The organism is Paenarthrobacter aromaticivorans, from assembly GCF_019038615.1.
GTDB lineage: Bacteria > Actinomycetota > Actinomycetes > Actinomycetales > Micrococcaceae > Arthrobacter > Arthrobacter aromaticivorans.
Genome location: NZ_JAHOPC010000003.1, coordinates 247293 through 268972, shown reverse-complemented (window position 1 = coordinate 268972; position 21680 = coordinate 247293). Strand labels below are relative to the sequence as shown.

General features: G+C 60.1%; 13 protein-coding genes. 11 read left to right on the top strand and 2 right to left on the bottom strand.

Annotated elements, in window-relative coordinates:
- The gene (locus tag KSW38_RS07865) at nucleotides 1-4857 is read left to right on the top strand and encodes an NAD-glutamate dehydrogenase (RefSeq protein ID WP_216924024.1); all 4857 of its coding nucleotides are present in this window, start codon (nucleotides 1-3) and stop codon (nucleotides 4855-4857) included.
- A gap of 31 nt (nucleotides 4858-4888) precedes the next feature.
- Complete coding sequence (locus KSW38_RS07860) at nucleotides 4889-6358, top strand: sensor histidine kinase (protein WP_216924023.1); 1470 nt, start codon at nucleotides 4889-4891, stop codon at nucleotides 6356-6358.
- Between the two features lie 123 nt (nucleotides 6359-6481).
- Here KSW38_RS07860 and KSW38_RS07855 read toward each other — a convergent pair whose 3' ends face one another.
- Nucleotides 6482-6730, bottom strand: coding sequence for a WhiB family transcriptional regulator (locus KSW38_RS07855; protein ID WP_003804966.1), 249 nt, complete (start codon nucleotides 6728-6730; stop codon nucleotides 6482-6484).
- A 392-nt stretch (nucleotides 6731-7122) separates the two neighbouring features.
- Between KSW38_RS07855 and KSW38_RS07850 the strand changes: the two genes are divergently transcribed.
- Complete coding sequence (locus KSW38_RS07850; protein ID WP_377650466.1) at nucleotides 7123-7479, top strand: hypothetical protein; 357 nt, start codon at nucleotides 7123-7125, stop codon at nucleotides 7477-7479.
- Here the strand turns inward: KSW38_RS07850 and KSW38_RS07845 are convergent.
- Nucleotides 7476-11651 carry a type VII secretion EssC family protein gene (locus KSW38_RS07845; protein ID WP_216924021.1) on the bottom strand — a complete coding sequence of 1392 codons (4176 nt, stop codon included), beginning with the start codon at nucleotides 11649-11651 and terminating at the stop codon, nucleotides 7476-7478. The two genes, KSW38_RS07850 and KSW38_RS07845, sit on opposite strands and share 4 nt — an antisense overlap.
- A 174-nt stretch (nucleotides 11652-11825) precedes the next feature.
- On the opposite strand from KSW38_RS07845, the gene KSW38_RS07840 reads away from it, so the two are divergent.
- The 8 genes from KSW38_RS07840 to KSW38_RS07805 all read left to right on the top strand — a co-directional run bounded on the left by KSW38_RS07840 (nucleotide 11826) and on the right by KSW38_RS07805 (nucleotide 21679).
- Nucleotides 11826-12443, top strand: a complete 618-nt coding sequence (locus KSW38_RS07840; protein WP_216924020.1) for an acyltransferase — start codon at nucleotides 11826-11828, stop codon at nucleotides 12441-12443.
- Entirely contained in the window at nucleotides 12440-13531 is a 1092-nt protein-coding gene (locus KSW38_RS07835) for a DegT/DnrJ/EryC1/StrS family aminotransferase (RefSeq protein WP_216924019.1), read from the top strand. Before KSW38_RS07840 ends, KSW38_RS07835 begins: the two co-directional genes overlap by 4 nt.
- The gene (locus KSW38_RS07830; RefSeq protein WP_216924018.1) at nucleotides 13531-14517 is read left to right on the top strand and encodes a Gfo/Idh/MocA family protein; all 987 of its coding nucleotides are present in this window, start codon (nucleotides 13531-13533) and stop codon (nucleotides 14515-14517) included. Before KSW38_RS07835 ends, KSW38_RS07830 begins: the two co-directional genes overlap by 1 nt.
- Nucleotides 14518-14703: 186 nt before the next feature.
- Nucleotides 14704-15888, top strand: a complete 1185-nt coding sequence (glf, locus tag KSW38_RS07825) for a UDP-galactopyranose mutase (protein ID WP_216924017.1) — start codon at nucleotides 14704-14706, stop codon at nucleotides 15886-15888.
- Complete coding sequence (locus KSW38_RS07820; RefSeq protein WP_216924016.1) at nucleotides 15885-17897, top strand: glycosyltransferase; 2013 nt, start codon at nucleotides 15885-15887, stop codon at nucleotides 17895-17897. Before glf ends, KSW38_RS07820 begins: the two co-directional genes overlap by 4 nt.
- Nucleotides 17898-17899: 2 nt before the next feature.
- On the top strand, nucleotides 17900-18757 hold the full coding sequence (locus tag KSW38_RS07815; RefSeq protein WP_216924015.1) for an ABC transporter permease: 858 nt from the start codon (nucleotides 17900-17902) through the stop codon (nucleotides 18755-18757).
- Nucleotides 18758-19489, top strand: a complete 732-nt coding sequence (locus tag KSW38_RS07810) for an ABC transporter ATP-binding protein (protein ID WP_216924014.1) — start codon at nucleotides 18758-18760, stop codon at nucleotides 19487-19489.
- 75 nt (nucleotides 19490-19564) lie between these two features.
- Entirely contained in the window at nucleotides 19565-21679 is a 2115-nt protein-coding gene (locus KSW38_RS07805; RefSeq protein WP_216924013.1) for a DUF6541 family protein, read from the top strand.
- Nucleotide 21680: the final 1 nt, after the last annotated feature.

Sequence of the window (21680 nt, the reverse complement as noted above, 5' to 3'; positions counted from 1 at the left end):
ATGTCGTCAGGATCCAGCGTGGAGGATCGGTCCGATGCAGCAGTTGTCCGTGAGGGGTTCTTCGGTGACTACTATGAGCACCTCGCAGAGGAGGACTCCCGGGCGTATGCCCCCGAGCTCCTGATTTCGCGGGCAAGCACACATAAGAAAGTTGCGCAGTCCCGGCGGCCTGGAAATGCCATCGTGGAGATCGGCGTCGAGGCTGACCGAAACGTGGTCTACATCGTTACTGACGACATGCCGTTCCTGGTTGATTCCGTCAACGCCGAACTCGTTCGCCAAAACTGCGCCATCCGGCTCGTGATGCACCCGCTTTTCGTGGTTACCCGCGACCGGGTCTCGGGCGAACTCAGCAGCGTTTCCAGAGTCCCGTCAAATATCGGCATTTCCAGTGGCGACACCGCGGCACTGCCCAGCGTCGCCCACCTGCTCGGCGATAACGACAATTCGTCGCACATGGAGTCTTGGATCGCCGTCGAAATTGACCGCGTAAGCGAAGAAGCCCGCGCAGAATTGGTTGCGGGGCTCCAACGTGTCCTCGGGGATGTTCGCGCCGCCGTTGAAGACTGGCCGAAAATGCGTAGCAAGGCACTGGAACTTGCAGAGACGCTTGGAAGCGTCTCCCACCCCGAGCAGATTGCCGAACTCAGGCAGGCGCAGGACCTTTTGCGCTGGCTGGATGACGGCAACTTCACCTTCCTCGGTTACCGCGAGTACGACCTCGTCAATGAAGACGGCGAGGACGTCCTGGAACTTCGTGAGGACAGCGGACTTGGCTTGCTCCGCGCTGGCGACAACACCCGGCAGATCCAGCACCTCACCGACGCCGGCCGCAAGCGCGCCCGTGAAAAGCGGGCACTGGTGATCACAAAGGCCAACTCCCGCTCAACCGTCCACCGTCCCGCATACCTGGACTACATCGGAGTCAAGAGCTTCGACGCGGCAGGGAACGTCAACGGTGAGCGGCGCTTTATCGGACTTTTCGCCACAAGTGCCTACACAGGATCGGTCCGCAACATCCCCATCGTCCGCGACAAAGTGGACGCAGTGCTGCGGAATGCGGGCTTCCCCATGGATTCCCACTCGGGCAAGGACCTTCTGGGCATCCTGGAAACATACCCACGCGACGAACTGTTCCAGATCGAAATCCCGGATCTTGCGGCCACGGCCACCGGGATCCAGCGACTCCAGGAACGGCGCCGGACCAAGCTTTTCCTGCGCCCCGATATCTACGGACGTTTCATGTCCGCAGTCGTGTACCTGCCGCGTGACCGGTACACCACGAGTGTCAGGCTCCGTATTGAGCAGGAACTGCGCGAGACGTTCCAAGCTGAGAGCATTGACTACGAAGCGAGGATCACGGAGTCGGCCCTTGCTCGCGTTTTCTTCAGGATCAGGCTGCCACGCACCGCGGAACTTGCCGATGTCAACGCAGAAGAACTCGAACACCGGCTAATGCGGGCGTCACGGTCATGGAGCGAAGGCATCGCCGAGGTACTTCGTGAGAACCGTCCCGCGGAGAGTGCTGACGTACTGTCCGCCTTGTGGGCTGAGGCATTCCCTCCCGGCTACCGCGTCGACTACGAGGTTGAGGACGCGCTGGAGGACATCGAACGGTTTGAAAAGTATGGAGCCCAGGCCGAACGGGCAGGGGAAGCGAGCAAGGAACTGCGCCCCGGCGTGCACGTGTACCTTCCCGAAGGTGCCGGTGACGTGCTGGAGGAGGATGCGAGGGTCAAGCTCTACTTGATGGAGCCCAAGAGCCTGAGCCAGATCCTTCCTTACTTCCACAACCTTGGCCTCGAAGTCCTGGACGAACGGCCCTTCGAAATCGAAACCGCGGATCACCGCGACTTTTTCCTGTATGACCTTGGGCTGAAGTACCCGGCCGGCATAGACCCGCTGGCCACCGGAGATCTCCTGGCTGACTCGTTTGGTGCTGCGGTCACAGGGGCCGTCGAGTCGGACAATTTTGACCGCCTTGTGCTTCGCGAAGGCATGCACTGGCGCCAGGTGGTAGTCCTCCGGGCCTACGCCAAGTACATGCGCCAGATGGGCAACACCAATTCCTTTGGGTTCATCGCCGATACCCTCTTGGCCAATCCGGATGTGGCGCGGGGTCTGACCGTATTGTTTGCCGCCCGCTTTGATCCCCACGTCGAAGAAAGCAAGCGTCCCCAACAGCAAGGTGCCGCAAGGGCTGCCCTGGCAGAAGCTATCGAGCAAGTCGCAACCTTGGACGCGGACCGCGTGCTTCGGACCTTCGTCAACCTCATTGAGTCGACGCTGCGTACCAACTTCTTCCAAAACAAGGGATACCTGAGCTTCAAGCTGGATCCCACCACCATCGAGGGTCTGCCGTTCCCGCGCCCCATGTTCGAAATCTGGGTTTACTCTCCGCGCGTGGAGGGCGTCCACCTTCGCTTCGGCAAGGTGGCCCGCGGCGGTCTTCGCTGGTCCGATCGCCGCGAAGACTTCCGTACTGAGATCCTGGGCCTTGTGAAGGCACAGACCGTGAAAAACGCCGTCATCGTACCGACCGGCGCCAAGGGTGGATTCTTCGCGAAGAAGCTGCCCAACCCGGCAGTGGACCGCGCCGCGTGGATGGCCGAAGGTGTGGAGAGCTACAAGACCTTCATTCGCGGGCTGCTGGATATCACCGACAACCTCGTTACTACAACGGACGGCGAAAGGCTTGTGCCGCCGTCGGACGTTGTCCGCCACGACGGCGATGACTCCTATCTGGTGGTGGCCGCCGACAAGGGAACCGCAACGTTCTCAGACACGGCCAACGGATTGGCTGCCGAATACGGGTTCTGGCTTGGCGACGCCTTCGCATCGGGCGGATCCGTGGGCTACGACCACAAGGCCATGGGCATCACCGCCCGTGGCGCCTGGGAGTCTGTGAAGAGGCACTTCAGCGAACTCGACCTGGACACCCAGACCGAAGAGTTCACCGTTGTTGGTGTGGGAGACATGTCAGGGGACGTTTTCGGCAACGGTATGTTGCTTTCGCGCCACATCCGGCTCGTGGCAGCCTTTGACCACCGCCATATCTTCCTGGACCCGAACCCGGACACCGCAGCATCGTACGCAGAAAGGCAAAGGCTCTTCGAGCTCCCGCGATCCTCGTGGGACGACTATGACCGGACACTCATCAGCGAGGGCGGTGGCGTGTACCCACGTCAAGCCAAGACAATCCCCGTGTCGGACCAGGTGCGTAAGGCGCTGGGGTTGCCGGACGGAACCACCCAGCTGAGCCCTCCCGAATTGCTTCGGGCAATCCTGCTTGCCCCGGCGGACCTTCTGTACAACGGTGGCATCGGCACTTACGTCAAAGCCAGCACGGAGACACATGCTGCTGTCGGAGACAAAGCCAATGATGCCATCCGCGTGGACGGGAAGGACCTCCGCGTCAAGGTAGTCGGCGAAGGCGGCAACCTGGGGTTGACCCAACGTGGACGTATTGAAGCCGCGTTGCAGGGCGTCATCCTTAACACGGATGCGATCGATAACTCGGCGGGCGTTGACTGCTCCGACCACGAGGTCAATATCAAGATCTTCGTTGACCGTATGGTGGCGGCAGGGAAGCTTGAGGCCACAGAACGCGCAGCATTCCTGGCTGACATGACCGAGGAAGTCGGCCGCCTGGTCCTGCAGGACAACATCGACCAAAACATCTTGCTCCTTAACGACCGGACCCGCGTTGCGGACTGGAGCCCCAGCTACGAGCGCCTGATGGACTGGCTGGAAAAATCAGCCGACCTCAAGCGTGACCTCGAGGCACTGCCCACTACCGAGACACTGCGCCAGCGCCTGGAACAGGGACAGGGACTGACATCTCCCGAGCTGTCCGTCCTGGCCGCCTACGCGAAGATCGAGTTGGCGGCTGCCCTCCGGGACAGCAACCTGGCCGACGACCCCTGGTTCAAGGACACGATCCGGGCCTACTTCCCGAAGCAGTTGCGGGAGAGGTTCGACGCCGAACTTGACACCCACCCGCTGCGGCGAGAAATCATCGCTACGGTGGTGGCCAACGACATCATCAACCTCGGTGGCATTACCTTCGCCTTCCGGGCGATCGAAGAAACATCTGCCAACGAGGTAGCGGTAGCCAAGGCATTCGTGGCGCTGCGTGAAATCTACGATCTCGATCCGATGGTTGAGGAATTGAATGCCCTTCCGGCATCGTTCCCCACCGAGCACTGGAGCGAAGTCCATCTGGATGTCCGCCGGCTCCTGGACCGCGCAGTCCGGTGGGTGCTCGGGCAGGGCATGGCGTCCCGCCCGATTGCCGACGTCGTGAAGTCGTTCAAGCCCATGATGGCGCCACTTCGGGCCAAATTGCTGGACTACCTGCGTGGCGATGACAAAGTTCGTATCAGCGGCTGGCTGGAAAAAGCCCGTGGCTGGGAATTGCCGGATCACTTGGCCCACAGGTGGGCCGAGTTGTTCGAGAGCTATGCCTTGCTGGACATCGCAAGGATCGCCCAGACCGGGACCAACAGCGTCGAGGAAGTAGCGCATGTCTACTACACGGTGTTCAACCGCTTCCACGTGGACTCGCTGCTGGAACGGATCAGCGCCCTGCCCCGCGACGACCGCTGGCAGGCACTTGCCCGTGCGGCGCTCCGGGACGATCTCTACTCAACCGTCGCAGATATGACGACGTCGGTTCTTGAGTCGAGCACGCCCGGCACCCCTGCCGAGGATCGCCTGAGGGCGTGGGAAGGCCTGAATGCCGAACAACTTGGACGGGCGAAGACCATGTTTGATGAGGTCAATTCCCTCGAGGCCGATGACATGGCTTCACTATCGGTAGCATTAAGGCTCTTGAGGTCAATCGTTCGACGCTAGGGGCTGGTCCCGCGTCGCAAATGGAGGTGCAGTGGCAATCTTTACAGACCCCATCAGGGAACACGCTGATTTCGGGCCTGGGGATGCCGAATGGCTGCACCTCCTGGTGGGCGATTGGCAAATGGTCGCCGACCTGGCGTTTGCCGACCTGGCCTTGTGGTTTCCGCATCCGGAGTTTGGGTACATCGCCCTCGCCCACGTACGTCCGTCAACATCGCACACGGTGTTTCATGCGGACTTCGTGGGTGAGGGCATCCGCTCGGATCTTCGTCCACTCGTGGAAAAGGCCTGGAACAGCCGCTCCATTGAGCGCTCCAGTGAGACGAGCTGGAGCAGCGAGATGGCGCTGCGTGTCGAAGCCGTGCCGATGGTGCGCAACGGCAGGACTCTCGCGGTTGTCACGTCCCATATGGACCTATCCAGTTCCCGTATGCCGTCCCGGCTGGAACTCACGTATCGGCAGTGCGCCTACGATCTCCTTCGCATGGGAACTCTAGGGTTGTGGCCCGACTTCGCATCGCCGACGGGATCCCGCAGAGGTGCCCCCCGTGTAGGGGACGGACTCATCCGGCTCGACGCTGAAGGCATTGTGCAGTACGCGAGTCCCAATGGCGTGTCTGCTTTCCGGCGGTTGGGCGAGGTCGAGTCCCTGGAAGGACGTTCCCTCGCTGAAGTGACGGCCGGACTACTGAAGGATCGGCGCATGGTGGACGAGACACTGCCGTTGGTTGTCACGGGCCGAATGCCATGGCGCAGCGAGATTGAGTCCAGAGGGGTCAGCCTTTCCCTGCGTGCCATTCCTTTGCGCGACGAGCAACATCGCTTTGGCGCCCTTGTTTTATGCCGCGATGTCTCCGAGTTGAGGCGCCGCGAAATGGAGCTGGTCACCAAGGACGCAACGATCCGCGAGATCCACCACCGAGTCAAGAACAACCTCCAGACCGTTGCCGCCCTGCTGCGTATGCAGTCCCGACGGATGGTCAGCGACGAAGCAAAACAGGGACTGGAACAGGCCATGCGGCGCGTGGCTACCATCGCGCTTGTTCACGAGACCCTGTCCCAAGGCCTGACTCAAAGCGTCGACTTCGATGAACTCATCGGGCGCCAGTTCAGGCTTTCTGCCGAAGTCGCTTCACCTTCCCAGCAAGTACGGACGGAAAGGTCCGGGATGTTCGGCGAACTGCCGAGCGATTTCGCAACGCCCCTGGCCCTGGTCATCAACGAACTCGTAACGAATGCTGTTGAGCACGGTTTGGAGGGAAGGACGGGAACCGTTTGGCTGCTGGCTGACCGTGCAGCGGGAGACGGAAATGACGAGTTCCTAACGGTGACAATTGCCGATGATGGCGTTGGGTTGCCGGACGGGCAATACACGGAAGGCCTGGGTCTGCAGATCGTGCGTACCCTGGTCACAAGCGAGCTTGGGGGATCCATTCAGTGGAGCCCCCGGGACGGTGGCGGCACCGCCGTCGAAATTGTCCTGAACCTCGCGCGCGCATAGGACCTTCCGGAGGTGGAAGGGTTTAACGGGCAGCTGACTTAAACGCAGAAGGCCGCGGACCATGTGGTCCGCGGCCTTCTGCGTTTGGTGCTTGTACTGCCTACGAAGAAGCGCGCTGGGCTGCTAAGAAGCGCGGCGGGCTCGTGCTGCGCGACGCTTGAGTGCGCGGCGTTCGTCCTCGCTCATGCCACCCCAGACGCCTGCATCCTGGCCGGACTCCAAAGCCCACTGAAGGCAAGTGTCCACTACGGGGCACCGGCGGCAAACGCTCTTTGCTTCCTCAATCTGCAGAAGTGCTGGTCCCGTGTTGCCGACTGGGAAAAAGAGCTCCGGGTCCTTGTCGAGGCAGGCTGCGCGATTACGCCAATCCATGCTGATCAGTCACTCCATTCGTGAGAACTAGTTTGAGCCTTTTGTGAAAACATTCACGAGAGGCTCCAAAGGAAAGGGGCCCGCATGGGCCCCCTTGGTCGTCTGAGTCAAGCGTTTCATGTTAACGCCTTGTAAACAAGGGGTATTAGTCGTTGAAATGCCCTGAATCCGTGAGCGATGCATCACATCAGCCGCCAGTGCCCTCACTGCTAGATGACTATGTCCGGTAGTGTGCCAGTGTGTCAAGACCTCCTGTTAACCCGGCCCAACCAAACTCTGGATCAGATGGAAACAACGGTCCAGTTAGACCTGCGTCCGACGGCCCCGTAACCCCGGGTCTGGAATCCGGAGGCAAGAAACCCCCCGGAATCCTGATTATTTCGATCGTTGTCGTGCTGGAAGCACTGGCGCTCCTGGGCGCTGCGGCCTGGTACGCCTTCGAACTATTGACCGGAGCCCCTGTCCTGACTTTTTGGGGAGCGGTCTTTACGCTGGGCCTCTTATTGGCCTTCTCCGCGTGGCTGTTCGCAGTGGGCCATTTCCTGTTCCGCGGCTACCGATGGACCCGCGCGGCCGCCCTTGTGGCCCAGTTGTTCGTCCTTACCATCGGTTTCCCAACCATGACCGGCGGCCTGGTTCTGCCAGGGTTGGCTATGATTTTGCCTGCGCTGGCAGCGATCGTGTTTCTCTTCCAAAAGAGCGTTATCGCCTATGCGTCACGAGCGGGAGGGACGCAGGGCGCGCTCTAGTCAATGCTGCCCTGACTTCCAATGGTGCTGATGTGCGTCGCGGAGTCGGTAGTGAACGCCACCTGCACCTGGACTGCACGGTTTCCCCGGACAATCACGCCCCGACCGGCACGCGGTGAGTTTTCTATTTCCAACCTCACGCCGAGGATGTCGCCGTCCAGAGGAGTCCTCGGAGCCAGAATGAGGCCCTTGCCATTGGCTTGGGCCTCTGCGGCCAGTGGCAAGCGCTGAAGCAATCCGGGACCTGACGTGGCGGTCATGATCACTCCTCGTGTCCGGCCAGCCAGGGCGGCGAGAGCTGCCCGTCCCCCCGGATCCAGGAGATCGGCGTCATCGACACAGAGGATGCTCGCAGGATCCAGTGATCCAGCAGTGGCTGAGTCGGCCACGGTTGCCCAGAAAGCCCCCGTGGTAGTTCCAGCCCCCGGGAAGATCCATGGAACCTGGGGATTAAGGGACATCAGGGATGTCAACACCGAAGTCTTGCCGGAGCCACGACCCCCAATGATGATGCTGACACCACGCGGTGCAAGGGGAAATGACACGGGGACCGATTCGTCACCCCCAATGCCGATCCAAAGGGGAACGAAGTCCGGCGATATCCCGCACTCCAGGTCTTCAGCTGCAACGCGGTAGCTACCGGACTGCGCCGATTCGGGGGATCGCCGCGATGCTCTTGGGGTAGCTGCCACGGCGACATCGAAATCAGACGTGCTGAGGGATTCCGGGAGGGGCCGGATCCGGAAAGGTGGTTCCGACGAAGGTTGAAGATCAACGAACGGCCAGTCCGTCCCGCTTGGGGCAGTGCGGAAATGAACCATGGTGGCTGCGCCCTGAACAAATCCGCCCATGGCAACAGCGCGCCCTGGGACAGACTCGACTTCCGGAAGGCGGGGCCAGTGATAACGCGATTCCTCCGTGGCGCCCGTTGGGAAAAATGCCCGGTTTGGGATTGCGCCGAAAAAGCGTGAGCTGACTAGTTCACGTTCTCCGGAGATCAGGACTGTGACGCCAAGGGGCGTCCCGTCGCGGATGATGTCCCTCAAAAGGTCCTCCGCCCACGCGAAACGCCCTGATCGGAGCGCTGCGGCCCATGAGCAAAAGCCAGTAACCACCAGGACCAAACGGGGACTTGTGGACACGTCCTCGCCGGCCGCGCGGCGACGTGCCATTTCTTCAGCGAGCCGCTCAAGGACCCGTACCGCCAACGCCAACTGATGCAGGCCCAAAGTGGCGCCATAGCTGCCGCCTTGGCGGAGCTTTCCCAGCATTCCAGCTGCATCCAGGATGTACAGATGCGGTGGGGTCCCATGTGCTGCCAGCATCGCCGATGCAGCCTTGAAACATTCGTGCATCCCACTGGAACTGCTGCCAATCATGGCTAAATGACCGTGCTCGGAAGGCGACCATTGCAGGACATCAACTGACTGCTGTTCCGGTCTGTCCACGATCCCCAATGGACCTACAGGGGTTATCGACGCGTCCATTGCGTCTTCACCGTCGTTGCCCGCCACACGGAAAGTGGACAGGTCTTCACTCCACCCAATGGAGACCGGCAACAGTGGGGCTACAGGTTGTCTGGGGTCGGCCCGCCCCAGCGAGCGCCAAGCGGTTCGGGTCGCCGAGACCACCCCTTCCGCCCTTGCTTCCGCCTGTGCCGTCGACTTCCCGGCCACTGGCTGTTTGTCCGGGGGAGGGTTCAAGGCACCGATCGCCGACTGCACGATTGCTGCCCCCGGGGCCCGCCGGCTGATCGTGGTTGGCACGGCAAGGGACGCCGTCTGGAATTCTTCGGGGTCACCGGTGGCCCTCACAAGATATGCCCGCCCAGGGACATCGACGCCGATGGAAGCTGCGGCTTTGGAATTGATGATGTCCATTGATTCCGCATCCGACTGAACACGCAGGGCGACGCTTGAGGTGACGTTGGCGCGGATGTCGGCAGTCAATGCACCCTGTGGCCTTTGTGTAGCCATGACCAGGTGAATGCCCAGGGACCGTCCAATGGCGGCCACGCGCATCAACTCACGCAGTGCCCCGGGGGCTTCGTCGACCAACATTCGGAACTCATCCACAACAAGGACCAGGTGGGGGACCGCCGCCTCTGTAGCCGCGGGCGAACGTTGATATGCAGCCAAGTCTGAAGTCCCAAGGTCCGCGAACAACTCCTCGCGACGGCGGATCTCGCCTCGCAGGGAAGTAAGCACGCGGTCAAGATGATGACTTCCAAGGTCAGTAAGAAGGCCCACGCAGTGTGGAAGCCCAAGTAAAGGGCGTAGGCCCGAGCCGCCCTTGAAATCGACAAACAGGAATGTCACCTGGTCCGGTGAATGATTCAGGGCCATGGATGCCACGATCGTCCGCAGGAGTTCTGACTTCCCGGCGCCGGTCGTTCCGGCTACCAGGAGATGTGGTCCATCGACATGGAAGTCAAAGGTCAAGGGCCCGTCCTGGCCCTGCCCCAGAATTGCCTGGAGCTCGTTTGACCCGTTCTCGCCTACCCATCGCCGGAGTATGCCTCGAGGTCCGCCGGGAAGAAGGTCATTCAGAGAGCAGAATCCTGGTATGCCGTCGTCGGCAGGACCTTCCCGGTGCGGAGTGGACGCAACTGTGCGGCAAAACTGATCGAAAGCCTTTAGCGGAACCATGTCCGGGATGAACTCCTGCAGGCCACCGGGGAACTGCAAAACAGCGGATGTACCAGACTGTCCGATCTCAATGACAACTCCGGTGGGCCCGGCGTAGGGGCCGGAATGCCGCAACACCTGCCAGGAAGCCTCCAAGGCGGCATCCAGGAGTTTGGTATTGCCGTCATCCCCGCCCGACGGGTCATCGAGAACTACGAGCCTGCCATTGTTGGTTCCTTTCGACCTTCGAAGAGCTGCTGTCGCGGCCGCCTGATTCGTGGCAAGCGTCAGGTACGGCAGGAACCGGGCGCTGAGAGGCAGGCGCCCTATTGGTCCAAGAAGAATGATCGGCTTGGCCGACGACCCTGGGAAACTTGCCAATTGCATGACGATGAAACGGATCAGGGCATCGACGTGCTCGGTCTGGCCGTGCAGCTCAACAATCCCGGGGTGCAAGCCCAGCGTCACTGGCATGGAGCCGATTGCTGGTGGACGGAAATGGGGATCTGCAGGGACGGGCCGCACGTTGGCCAGAGTGGGCGCCGTACCTAGACGGACCCATGTTTCGGGCCCGGCGGCCGTACCTTGTCGTGACGCAACAGGCGATCCCGCCCCAGGGCGAGGCAATGCTAGAGGTGCCTGGGGGTTCAGGACCAAGCCTGCCGCCGGGGCCAAGGTGGCAACGATGATCTCCGCGGCAGACGGCGAACATCGGCGGCGGCGTTCGGCGTCCTGCAGGGCCGCCGTTGCGACGGCAAGCCTGAACTCCCTGCGTCCCTTCCTTCCGGTGATCATCGGAACAAGCAGGCTCAGCGCGGAAACGGCCGTAAATCCAAGGAACATCCACATTCCCGTTGCGAGTGCTAGACCAACGCCTGCTACCAGCGGGAGGCCCGCCGCAACGGCAACCGACCACCGGTTCAAGGAGCCCGCCTGACGCTGGACTTCAAGTGGCACTTCAACGGAACGGCCGGCGTCGGCATGAATCCCGGGAGTGGAGCTCTTTGGCGTAACGATAGTGAAGCTTGTGTTGCCGCAGCGAATTCTCGACGACGACGTCACAGTCTTTTCCCGGACACGCTCCCCATCAACAAGTACCCAATTCCGGCTCCCTGTGTCCGTGATGCTCAATGCGGTGCTGGACACCCTCAACACGGCGTGCTCGCGGGACATCCCCGGATCAGGAATGCGAATGTCCACATCGCCGCGGCCAATGTGGTGGTGACCGCGTTGGAGTGCAAAGACTGTGCCGGCCCCCGGCCCGGTATGTGCCAGGAGCAGGAGCGGCATTGCCGGAGAGTCGGACTTTTCCGCGGGACGGTGTCCGTCCACCAGGACGGCCCCCGCCACGAGTGGCGGGTGTCCGACAGTCAGCGTGGATAGGTCTTCCCCCGCAACTGAGAGGGGACCGACCCCGCGGGCCTTGTGCAATTGCCGCTGGAGCTCTGAGCCCGGCATTCCGCCGTCGACGGTGATTGTCAGCTCTTCCGGTGGCTCCAGTGATGCGGCGTTCGGGCCGCGGACCAGTGTGCACTCAAAGTTCATTCGCCCATTCCTTCCTGGAATCCCGCAGCCGTCCAGAACTGAGGCTATGGAATTCCCGGGCAGGCGGCTGCCCCTTTCCTGGGCTATGTGGATAACTCTTGGCGGTACCACCTGAAGGCGCTGACTTGACGCGAGGACATGGCGTCTCGGCTAAGATGAAACTCGTTGTCGCGTGTGCTCAATGAGAAGGGACCTTCACCGGTGATAGTGGTTGCAGAGAGCGCCGATGTTTCGGACGAGGCGGTAATTGGTGATGGATCCAAGATCTGGCATCTGGCCCAAGTCCGCGAGAAAGCCGAATTAGGCGTCAATTGCATCGTCGGACGTGGTGCCTACATCGGCACTGGCGTCAAGATGGGGGACAACTGCAAAGTCCAGAACTATGCACTTGTCTACGAGCCCGCAGAACTGGAAGCCGGGGTGTTTATCGGCCCGGCAGTAGTGCTGACGAATGATACTTATCCCCGTGCCGTAGGTCCGGACGGAAGCCTGAAGAGTGCGCACGACTGGGAGCCTGTGGGCGTCACTATTCGTGAAGGAGCGTCCATTGGTGCCCGCGCCGTATGCGTCGCTCCCGTGACCATCGGACGCTGGGCCACCGTAGCCGCCGGAGCGGTTGTGGCCAAAGACGTCCCTGATTTCGCGCTGATGGTCGGGGTTCCGGCCAAGCGGCGGGGCTGGGTCGGTAAGGCGGGCTTCCCGCTGCAGAACATTGGCGGGAACTGGGTATGCCCGGAAACCGGCGCCACATATGTTGAACAGAACGAGACACTTCGAGAGGTAGAGGCATGAGCCCCGAATTCATTCCCCCCGCCAAACCCATCATTGGCGATGACGAGCGCAAGGCCGTAGAGGCAGTTCTGGCCTCCGGCCAGCTTGCCCAAGGCTCGGAGGTTGCGTCATTCGAGCAGGAATTTTCCCAAGTACTTCTGGACGGCCGCGCAGCTGTCGCCGTCAACTCCGGCACCTCAGGGCTGCACCTTGGCCTTCTGGCCGCCGGCATAGGCGCCGGCGACGAAGTCATTGTTCCTTCCTTCACCTTCGCAGCCACGGCCAACTCGGTCGCTCTGACCGGAGCCACGCCAGTCTTTGCCGATGTTGACCCGGATTACTACACGCTGGATCCTGCCTCTGTTGAGTCGAAGATTACCGACCGCACGGCGGCGATCATGCCGGTCCACCTCTATGGCCACCCCTTCGACGTCGATGCCATTGGCGCGCTCGCTGCCAAGCACGGGGTTAAGGTGTTCGAAGATGCGGCTCAGGCCCATGGTGCCGCTGTCAACGGCCGGAAGGTTGGAACCTTCGGCGACTTCGCCATGTTCAGCCTTTACCCCACGAAGAACATGACCTCCGGTGAGGGTGGCATGGTCAGCACAGGCCTTGCCGACGTCGAACGTCGCCTCCGCCTCTTGCGGAACCAGGGCATGGAGCGCCAGTACGAGAATGAGTTGGTTGGCTTTAATGCCCGCATGACCAACATTCATGCAGCCATCGGGCGCGTCCAACTGACGAAGGTCGAAGGCTGGACGAAGACGCGGCAGGAAAACGCAGCGTTCTTTGACGCGAACATCGAAGGCGTCATCACGCCGAAGGTAGCCGAGGGATATGAGCACGTCTACCATCAGTACACCATCCGCATTTCCGAGGACCGTGATGGTTTTGCTAAGGCATTGCGTGAGGAATACAACGTCGGCTGTGGCGTGTACTACCCCATCCCGAACCACCGTCTTGCGCCTTTCCAGACATCGGATGAGCTGCCCGTAACTGAGGAATCTGCGGCCAGCGTGCTGTCCCTCCCGGTGCACCCATCTTTGAGCCAGGACGATCTGGACCGCATCGTGACGGCTGTCAACGCCATCGCAAAGGCAGGAAGCTAGTGGCAAACCTCCGCGCAGGCCTCATCGGACTGGGTATGATGGGCCGCCACCATGCCCGGGTTATCCGCGAGCTTGATGGCGTTGACCTGGTTGCTGTCGCGGATTCGTTCGGCGATCCGCACAACGTTGCTGATGGCCTGACTGTCTACAACACAGTCGAGGAACTCATTGAGCAAGGAATCGACATGGCAGTGGCTGCCGTGCCGACCATCCTGCATGAGGAAGTGGCCTTGCGGCTGGCTGAAGCTGGCATCCACTGCCTCGTTGAGAAACCGATTGCCAACGATTCCGAGTCGGGTGGACGCATTGCCCAGGCCTTCGAAGCCAAGGGCCTCATCGGCGCCGTCGGCCACATCGAGCGCTTCAACCCTTCCCTGCAAAGCCTTCGCGAGCGGCTCGGGAACGGTGACCTCGGTGACGTCTACCAGATCAGCACGCGGCGCCAGGGACCCTTCCCTGCACGCATCGCCGACGTCGGGGTGGTCAAGGATCTTGCCACGCACGACATCGACCTCACCGCCTGGCTCGCGCAGAGCAACTTCGTGAACGTCGTAGCGCACACAACCTCCCGTAGTGGCCGCGAACATGAGGACATGGTCACAGCCATTGGCCACCTCAAGAGCGGCGTTGTAACCAATCACATCGTGAATTGGTTGTCACCCATGAAGGAACGTACAACGGTAGTTCTGGGCGAACGTGGAGCATTCATCGCAGACACCATTTCTGCAGACCTTACCTTCGTGGAGAACGGAACGTTCCAGACAGACTGGGATTCCGTCGCAGCCTTCCGGGGAGTGTCGGAGGGATCCTCGACACGGTTCGCCCTTGCCAAGCGGGAGCCGCTAAAGATGGAACACGAGGCGTTCCGTGACGCAATCCTCGGAAAGTCGATGAATATCGTCACGATGGCGGAAGGCCTGGAGACCCTGAGGGTTGCTGAGGCCGTGTTGGACTCGGCGAAGTCGGGCTCCGTCATCTGCCTCTGATACGCCAAATCAAGCATCGTCTTTGGGGGAGGTTGGCCATGTGCCAGCCTCCCTTTGGTGTTTGTGGACCCCGGCCGCCCATGCTCGGCCATGGGCCCGGATACGGGGAACGCAAGCCATGTCGGGTAGCCTTGACCAGTAGACGTGGGCACTTCTGTGCCCGCACGCCAATACACAGGAGAGTTTGTGAACGCTGATCTCGTCGTCGTCGGCTCGGGTTTCTTTGGCCTGACCATTGCAGAACGCGCCGCTACCGAGTTGGGGCTAAAGGTCGCGGTTCTTGATCGCCGCCACCATATTGGAGGAAACGCCTACAGCGAGAATGAAGAGAAGACGGGAATCGAGGTGCACCGCTACGGCGCGCATCTCTTCCATACGTCGAATGAACGTGTCTGGGAGTACGTGAACCGGTTTACCAAGTTCACGAACTACCAGCACAAGGTTTACACCAGCCACAAGGGCGAGGTGTACCCCATGCCGATCAACCTCGGTACTATCAACCAGTTCTTCCGTGCAGCAATGAGCCCCAGCGAAGCGCGCCAGCTCATTGCGGAGCAAGCAGGCGAGCTTGCCGGTACTGATCCGCAGAACCTGAATGACAAGGGTATTCAGCTGATCGGGCGGCCCCTGTACGAGGCATTCATCAAGCACTACACCGGCAAGCAGTGGCAGACGGATCCGAAGGACCTTCCCGCGGAGATCATCTCGAGGCTCCCGGTTCGCTACAACTATGACAACCGCTACTTCAATGACGCCCATGAAGGGCTGCCGGTTGACGGCTATACGGCCTGGATCGAACGCATGGCGGACAACCCCAACATCGAAGTCGTTCTGAACACCGATTTCTTTGACGATGGCGAGTTCGGCCGGTCATCCGTCCTCGGGCAGGTTCCGGTCATCTACACAGGCCCCGTAGACCGCTACTTCGACTACGCCGAGGGTGATCTCTCCTGGCGCACGATCGACCTCGAAGAAGAAGTGCTGCCGATTGAGGATTTCCAGGGCTGCCCGGTGATGAACTACCCGGATCCGGAGACTGCCTTCACCCGCATCCACGAGTTCCGCCACTTCCACCCTGAGCGCGACTACACGAAGGACGCGACGGTCATCATGCGCGAATTCTCGCGTTTTGCTGAGAAGGGCGACGAGCCTTACTACCCCGTCAACACATCAGACGACCGCAGCAAACTGCTCGCTTACCGTGATCTTGCACGTGGCGAGAAATCTGTATTGTTTGGCGGCCGTCTTGGAACGTACAAGTACCTGGACATGCACATGGCCATCGGTTCGGCCCTGTCCATGTTCGACAACAAGATCAAGCCGCACTTTACGGGCGGCGCAAAGCTGGAAAGTGGTGGAGTGGACGCATGACCGCCACAACAAATGAAAGCCAGGAGACTGCCATGACGGCCACAACAGTCGCAGACAGCCCGGCGTCGACTGAGCAGAACCTTCGAATAGTCCAGCGTGTGGTTTTCCCAGCCAACCGCGACCTCGACACCCTGCCGCTCTATGTCGATCCGGACACCAATAAGGTCCGCAAGCAGGACGACAACGGCACAGCAGTTGTCCAGGCAGTGGGCATGGCCCGCAAACTCCACCCGGAGGACATCCTGGACCGCGGGTCGGTGCAGGTTCGACGGGGCGAGCGTCTTTCCTTTGGTTCCTACTTCAATGCCTTCCCGGCCAGTTACTGGCGGAAATGGACCATCGCCACAAAGACGGTTCTCCACATCGAGACCGAGGGCGAAGGAACGGTCATCGTTTACCGCTCGAATGCGCGCGGCGCGTCGCAGCGGGTCGACTCGATCCTTGTTGAGGGAACTGCATCGAACGAGTTCGAACTTACGCTCGCTCCCTTTGGTGATGGCGGCTGGTACTGGTTCGACCTCATCGCCGGCGGCGATGGAATGACACTCAAGAGCGCCCATTGGGCTGTTCCTGATGAAGGCAGGCCCCAGGGGAAAGTCACGCTGGGTGTTACAACGTTCAACCGTGCCGATTACTGCCTTGAAACCATCAAATCAATCGATGCCGACTCCGGCCTCCGTGAAATCCTCGCGGAACTGATCATCGTTGACCAAGGCAACAAAAAGGTGGCCGACGAAGACGGGTTCGACGCCGTCGCCGCATCCATGGGCGAGCAGTTGCGCATTATCAACCAAGGCAACCTTGGTGGGTCGGGTGGATTCGCCCGCAACATGTACGAGATGCTCGTCTCTGACAAGAGCGACTACGTCATGCTTCTCGACGACGACATTGAACTTGAAACCGAAGGTGTGCTCAGAGCGGTCGCATTTGCCGACCTATGCCGTAAGCCCACCATCGTCGGCGGACACATGTTCGACATGTATAACAAGTCCGTTTTGCACGCCTACGCCGAAGTAGTGAATTTTTACCGTTTCCTTTGGGGACCCGTGGAGGGCCTGGGAAATCACGACTTCTCCGCAGAAGGCCTTCGCTCAACGCCACTGCTGCACCGCCGCTGGGACGCTGACTACAACGGTTGGTGGATGTGCCTCATCCCCAAGACCGTCGTGGAAAACATCGGACTCTCCCTTCCCGTGTTCATCAAATGGGACGACGCCGAGTACTCCTTGCGCGCCCGCGCGGCAGGTTTCCCGACCGTTACCCTCCCAGGTGCAGCGGTATGGCATGTCTCATGGGCTGATAAAGATGATTCTGTGGACTGGCAGGCTTACTACCACGAACGCAACAGGCTCATCGCGACTCTTCTGCATTCCCCGTTCCCCAAAGGTGGCCGGATATTCCGGGAAAGCCTGAATACGGACATTAAGCATTTGGTATCGATGCAGTACTACCCCGAGCAAGCTCGCGTCATGGCTCTCCGGGATGTCTTGGAGGGGCCAGGCAAGCTCCACGAGCAGTTGCCCACCACAATGCCCAAACTCCGTGCAATGCGCGAGGAATTTGTTGACTCCCAGGTCAAGACCGACCCCGGCGCCTTCCCTGAGTCCTTCCGTAAACGTCCCCCGAAGAAGCCGCAGACCTACAAGCAGCCGGGTGCGCTTGGCCTTCTGCCTTGGGCGGTAAAGACTGTCCTTAAGCAGACCCTTGCTCCGGTTCGCGATTCTGCCAAGACCAACCCCGAAGCCCATGTAGCGCATCAGGACGGCAAATGGTGGAGTTTGGCGCATCTTGACAGTGCAGTGGTCTCCAACGCTGATGGAACAGGAGCGTCGTGGTACCAGCGTGACCCCAAGCTGGCGCGCCGGCTTTTGGTTGAGACAGCGCAGCTGCACGCGCAGCTTTTCTCGAATTGGGAGACGCTCCGCGCCCAGTACCGTGAGGCGCTGCCTCAGATCACATCGATGGAGTCGTGGCGAGAGACGTTCGATGCCTCGGAGCCCAAAAAGTAGCGATGGCCAACTCCACTGATATTTATGCTGTTCCAGGGGTAGGTGCCGGTCTGCTGGATGTATTCCGGCGCCGGTACCTCCTCAAATTGATCGTCCGCAAGGAACTCAGGGTCCGCTACCGGGGCTCCGTGCTGGGTCTGGCTTGGTCATACGTGAAGCCGTTGGTCCAGTACTTGGTTCTGTTCTTTGCCTTGGGAATCGTACTTCGCGTGGGGGACCAGATCCCCAACTACGCCCTGTACATGTTCTCCGGCGTCATCGTGGTCAATTTCTTCACGGAAGCTTTTTCGAACGCTACGCGATCCATAGTGTGGAATGCCGCATTGGTGAAGAAGATCTACCTGCCACGGGAACTTTTTCCCGTGGCGTCGGTCTGGGTCGCTGCAGTGCATTTCCTTCCCCAGCTTGTCGTCTTGCTGGCTGCTGCCCTTTTCAGCGGGTGGCGACCAGACGTGATGCAGCTGGTGGGCGCAGCGCTGGGCTTTGTCATTGTGGCCGTGACCGCCACTGGCCTGGGCCTCCTGGCAGGTGCCATCAACGTGTTTTTCCGCGATGCAGAGAACATCGTGGACATGTTGATGATGATTGTCACCTGGACTTCACCCGTCCTCTATGACTGGACCATGATCCGTCGTCTTGCCCCGGATTGGGTCTTAACGATCTACCAGCTCAACCCCGTGACCGTAGCCGTGGAATTGTTCCACTGGGCGTTCTGGTACCCGACCGTCACCAAGCCTGTAGAACTGCCCCCTCATCTGATGTTGACAGGGCTGGCTGGACTGGGCATGGCCGCAGTTTTCCTTATTATCGGCCAGCTGGTGTTCCGCCGGCTCGAAGGCCACTTTGCGCAGGAGGTCTGAGTGGGCGCCGCCGTCATAGTCAAAGGCTTGAAAAAGACTTTCAATCTGCGTCACTCCCACTCTCTTAAAGAGACGCTTGTGTGGCTCGTCAAGGGACGCAAGGGTGACCTCACCAAGAAGTTCGATGCGCTGCACGATGTCAGTTTCGAGATACAGGATGGGGAGACCGTCGCCCTTCTGGGTTTCAATGGCTCCGGTAAGTCCACGTTGCTTAAGTTGATTTCCGGCGTCATTCTTCCGGATCAGGGCACTGTGCGGACCAAAGGCCGCGTCGCGGGCCTGATTGAGGTTGGGGCGGGGTTTCACCCGGATTTGTCCGGCCGTGAGAACGTCTTCCTCAACGCCGCGATCCTTGGAATGACAGAGCAGGAGATCAACGAGAAATTCGACGAGATCGTCGCTTTCTCGGAAATCGAGCAGTTCATCGACACGGAAGTGAAGTTCTATTCTTCCGGCATGTTCCTGCGTCTTGCTTTTGCGGTGGCTGTTCATACGCAGCCGGACATCTTCCTCGTGGACGAGATCCTGGCTGTTGGCGATGAACCTTTCCAGCGCAAGTGCCTGGCCAAGATTAAGCAGCTGTCCGACGAAGGCAGGACCCTCGTGGTTGTTAGCCATGACCTGGACATGATTTCGCGGATCTGCGACAGGGGAGTCGTCTTATCCTCCGGAACTGTCCAATTCGAAGGTCCGGCTGACCAGGCTGTCGCCTGGCTGCGGGAACGCAACTAAAGTCCGGCATCCAATAGCAAAAGTCGTCTGTCAAGGGATGGCTAGTGGAAGCATCTAAGAAAGGCGATCGTAGGAATGGGTATCGGCCCGCTGCTGTTGTGTGTACTCCTGATCGTTGTGTTGTGGTGGGGTCCAGGTTGGCTTCTCGGTGAAGCACTGGGAGTGCGCCGAACCCTCTTGCCCGTGGTGGCACCATTGTTGGGCATGGGTGCCCTGACGGTCATCGGTGTGATGGGCAATTCCTTGGGGTTGAGCTGGCAGCTGCTTCCTGTATCCGTCGTCCTTCTGGTGTTGGCTGCTGTCCTGTTTGGTCTACGCCTCCTGTTGAGGCGTAGATTCCCCGACAAGTTCCAGACTCGCGTCCGAACACAGCCAAGCATTTTCGGTAAGCACCGATTTGCCGGCTCCTGGTGGATCCTGCTGGTAGGCCTTCTTGCGGGCGGCGCCGTAGCAGCCGTGTCGTGGTTTGTTGGCACCGAGGGCCTCCTGGGCATAAACCAGGACTGGGACATTCCCTGGCACGCAAACATGATCCGGCTTATCTCGGTGAATCATGAATGGGATCCCTCCATAGCGGGAAACTTCGCCTACTACGACACCACTATTTCTGATGCACCCATCAGGAGCTACCCGATCGCTTTCCACGCCGTGCTCGCGCTGTTCTGGCCAATGAGTACTGTCAGCATCCCGGTGTTCCTGAATGCTTTCGTCTTGGTGATGATGGCCGTTCAGTTGCCCCTGAGCGCCATGGCCTTAACCATGATCCTCACACGCCGCCCGGTTGCCGTCGCCGCCGCGGCCGCAGTCTCGGGATGGTTCACGGTCTACCCCTACGACCTACTGTGGCGTGGCCCGTTGATTCCATTTTTCGCTGGCATGCTGTTGGTGGGTCCATTCGTCTTCCTGGCCGTCAAAGGTGCTTTGGAGCGGCAAAAGTTCTGGGTCCTGGGCATTGCCTTCGGCGCAGTGGGACTTATTGCTGTGCACCCCTCCCTGGCTTTCGTCGTACTGCCGGTACTGTTTTTCTGGCTGCTCTCCGCACTGATACGTCGCAAGGGCAGGATCCTGGGCATTACTGTTTATCTGGCAGTGTCGGGGGTTCTCGCGGCGATCATCGGTCTGCCGATCATTACCCAGATGCTCAAGGAATCTGAGCGCGTCTCCAAGATGATGTGGGCACCGGATACTGATCGCAACGGTGCCATTCAGAATATTGTTTTCCTGAACCATGGCTCCATGGCAATGCCGATCCTGACAACGCTTGTTGCCCTTGGCTGCCTTGCTGTTGCGTTCAGGATCCGCATGTGGTGGTACTTCTGCCCGGTCCTGGCTTTTGCGTTTCTGTCGGTTTACACCATGGGCAGCGACAGCCCCCGTTTCCTGAACCTGACAGCACCTTTCTACGACGACCAATGGCGCATTTTCGGCATCCTTGTCATGCTTCTCGTGCCGCTTGCGGGCTTGGGTGTTGCCCAGGCTGGCGAGGCAATCGAGTGGGCCGTCCGGCGCTTCCGCAATCGTCGGGCAGAATCCCAGGAATCCGGGGGCAAGAATGGGCGCAGGCCGAACCACGTCGTCACGGCAGCGGCCGCCGTCGCCGTTTTGTTGGTATGCGGGGTGGGCGCCATCCCATACTTCAAGCAAAACGCCGAACGCATCAACATCAATACAAAGATTGATGGCCTCACCCTCAGCTCATCCGAAGTGGATCTGCTGAGCAAAATTGACCAATATGTTCCCCAGGACGCCACAGTGCTGAATGACGCCTGTGATGGCTCCGTATGGATGTATGCACTCGGGAACCGAATGCCGATGATCCGGCACTTCGAAATACTTCCCACGAACCGCCAGTTGCTTGTCCTTCAAAAGCTCCCTGAGTTGGCGACGGATCCCGACGCGCGGGCGGCCGCTTCCGAGCTTGGTATCGAATGGGTGTACATAGCCGACGGTCGGATCCGGGCCTGGGACGAGCCCAAGGCGGGGTTGACCCATCCTGATTCCATCCCTTACTTGAAGCTTGTTGTGCGAGATGGAAACGCAGCCTTGTACCGGATCGATTGGTCCCAGTTACCGGGTGGCAAACAAGCCTTCGACGCAGCTTCCAAGGACCGCGTGCAGCTTGACGGAGTCCCAGGGATCCTCGAGAACCGGAAACCCGATGGCATCGCCCCGCTTGGAAGGATCTGCTAAC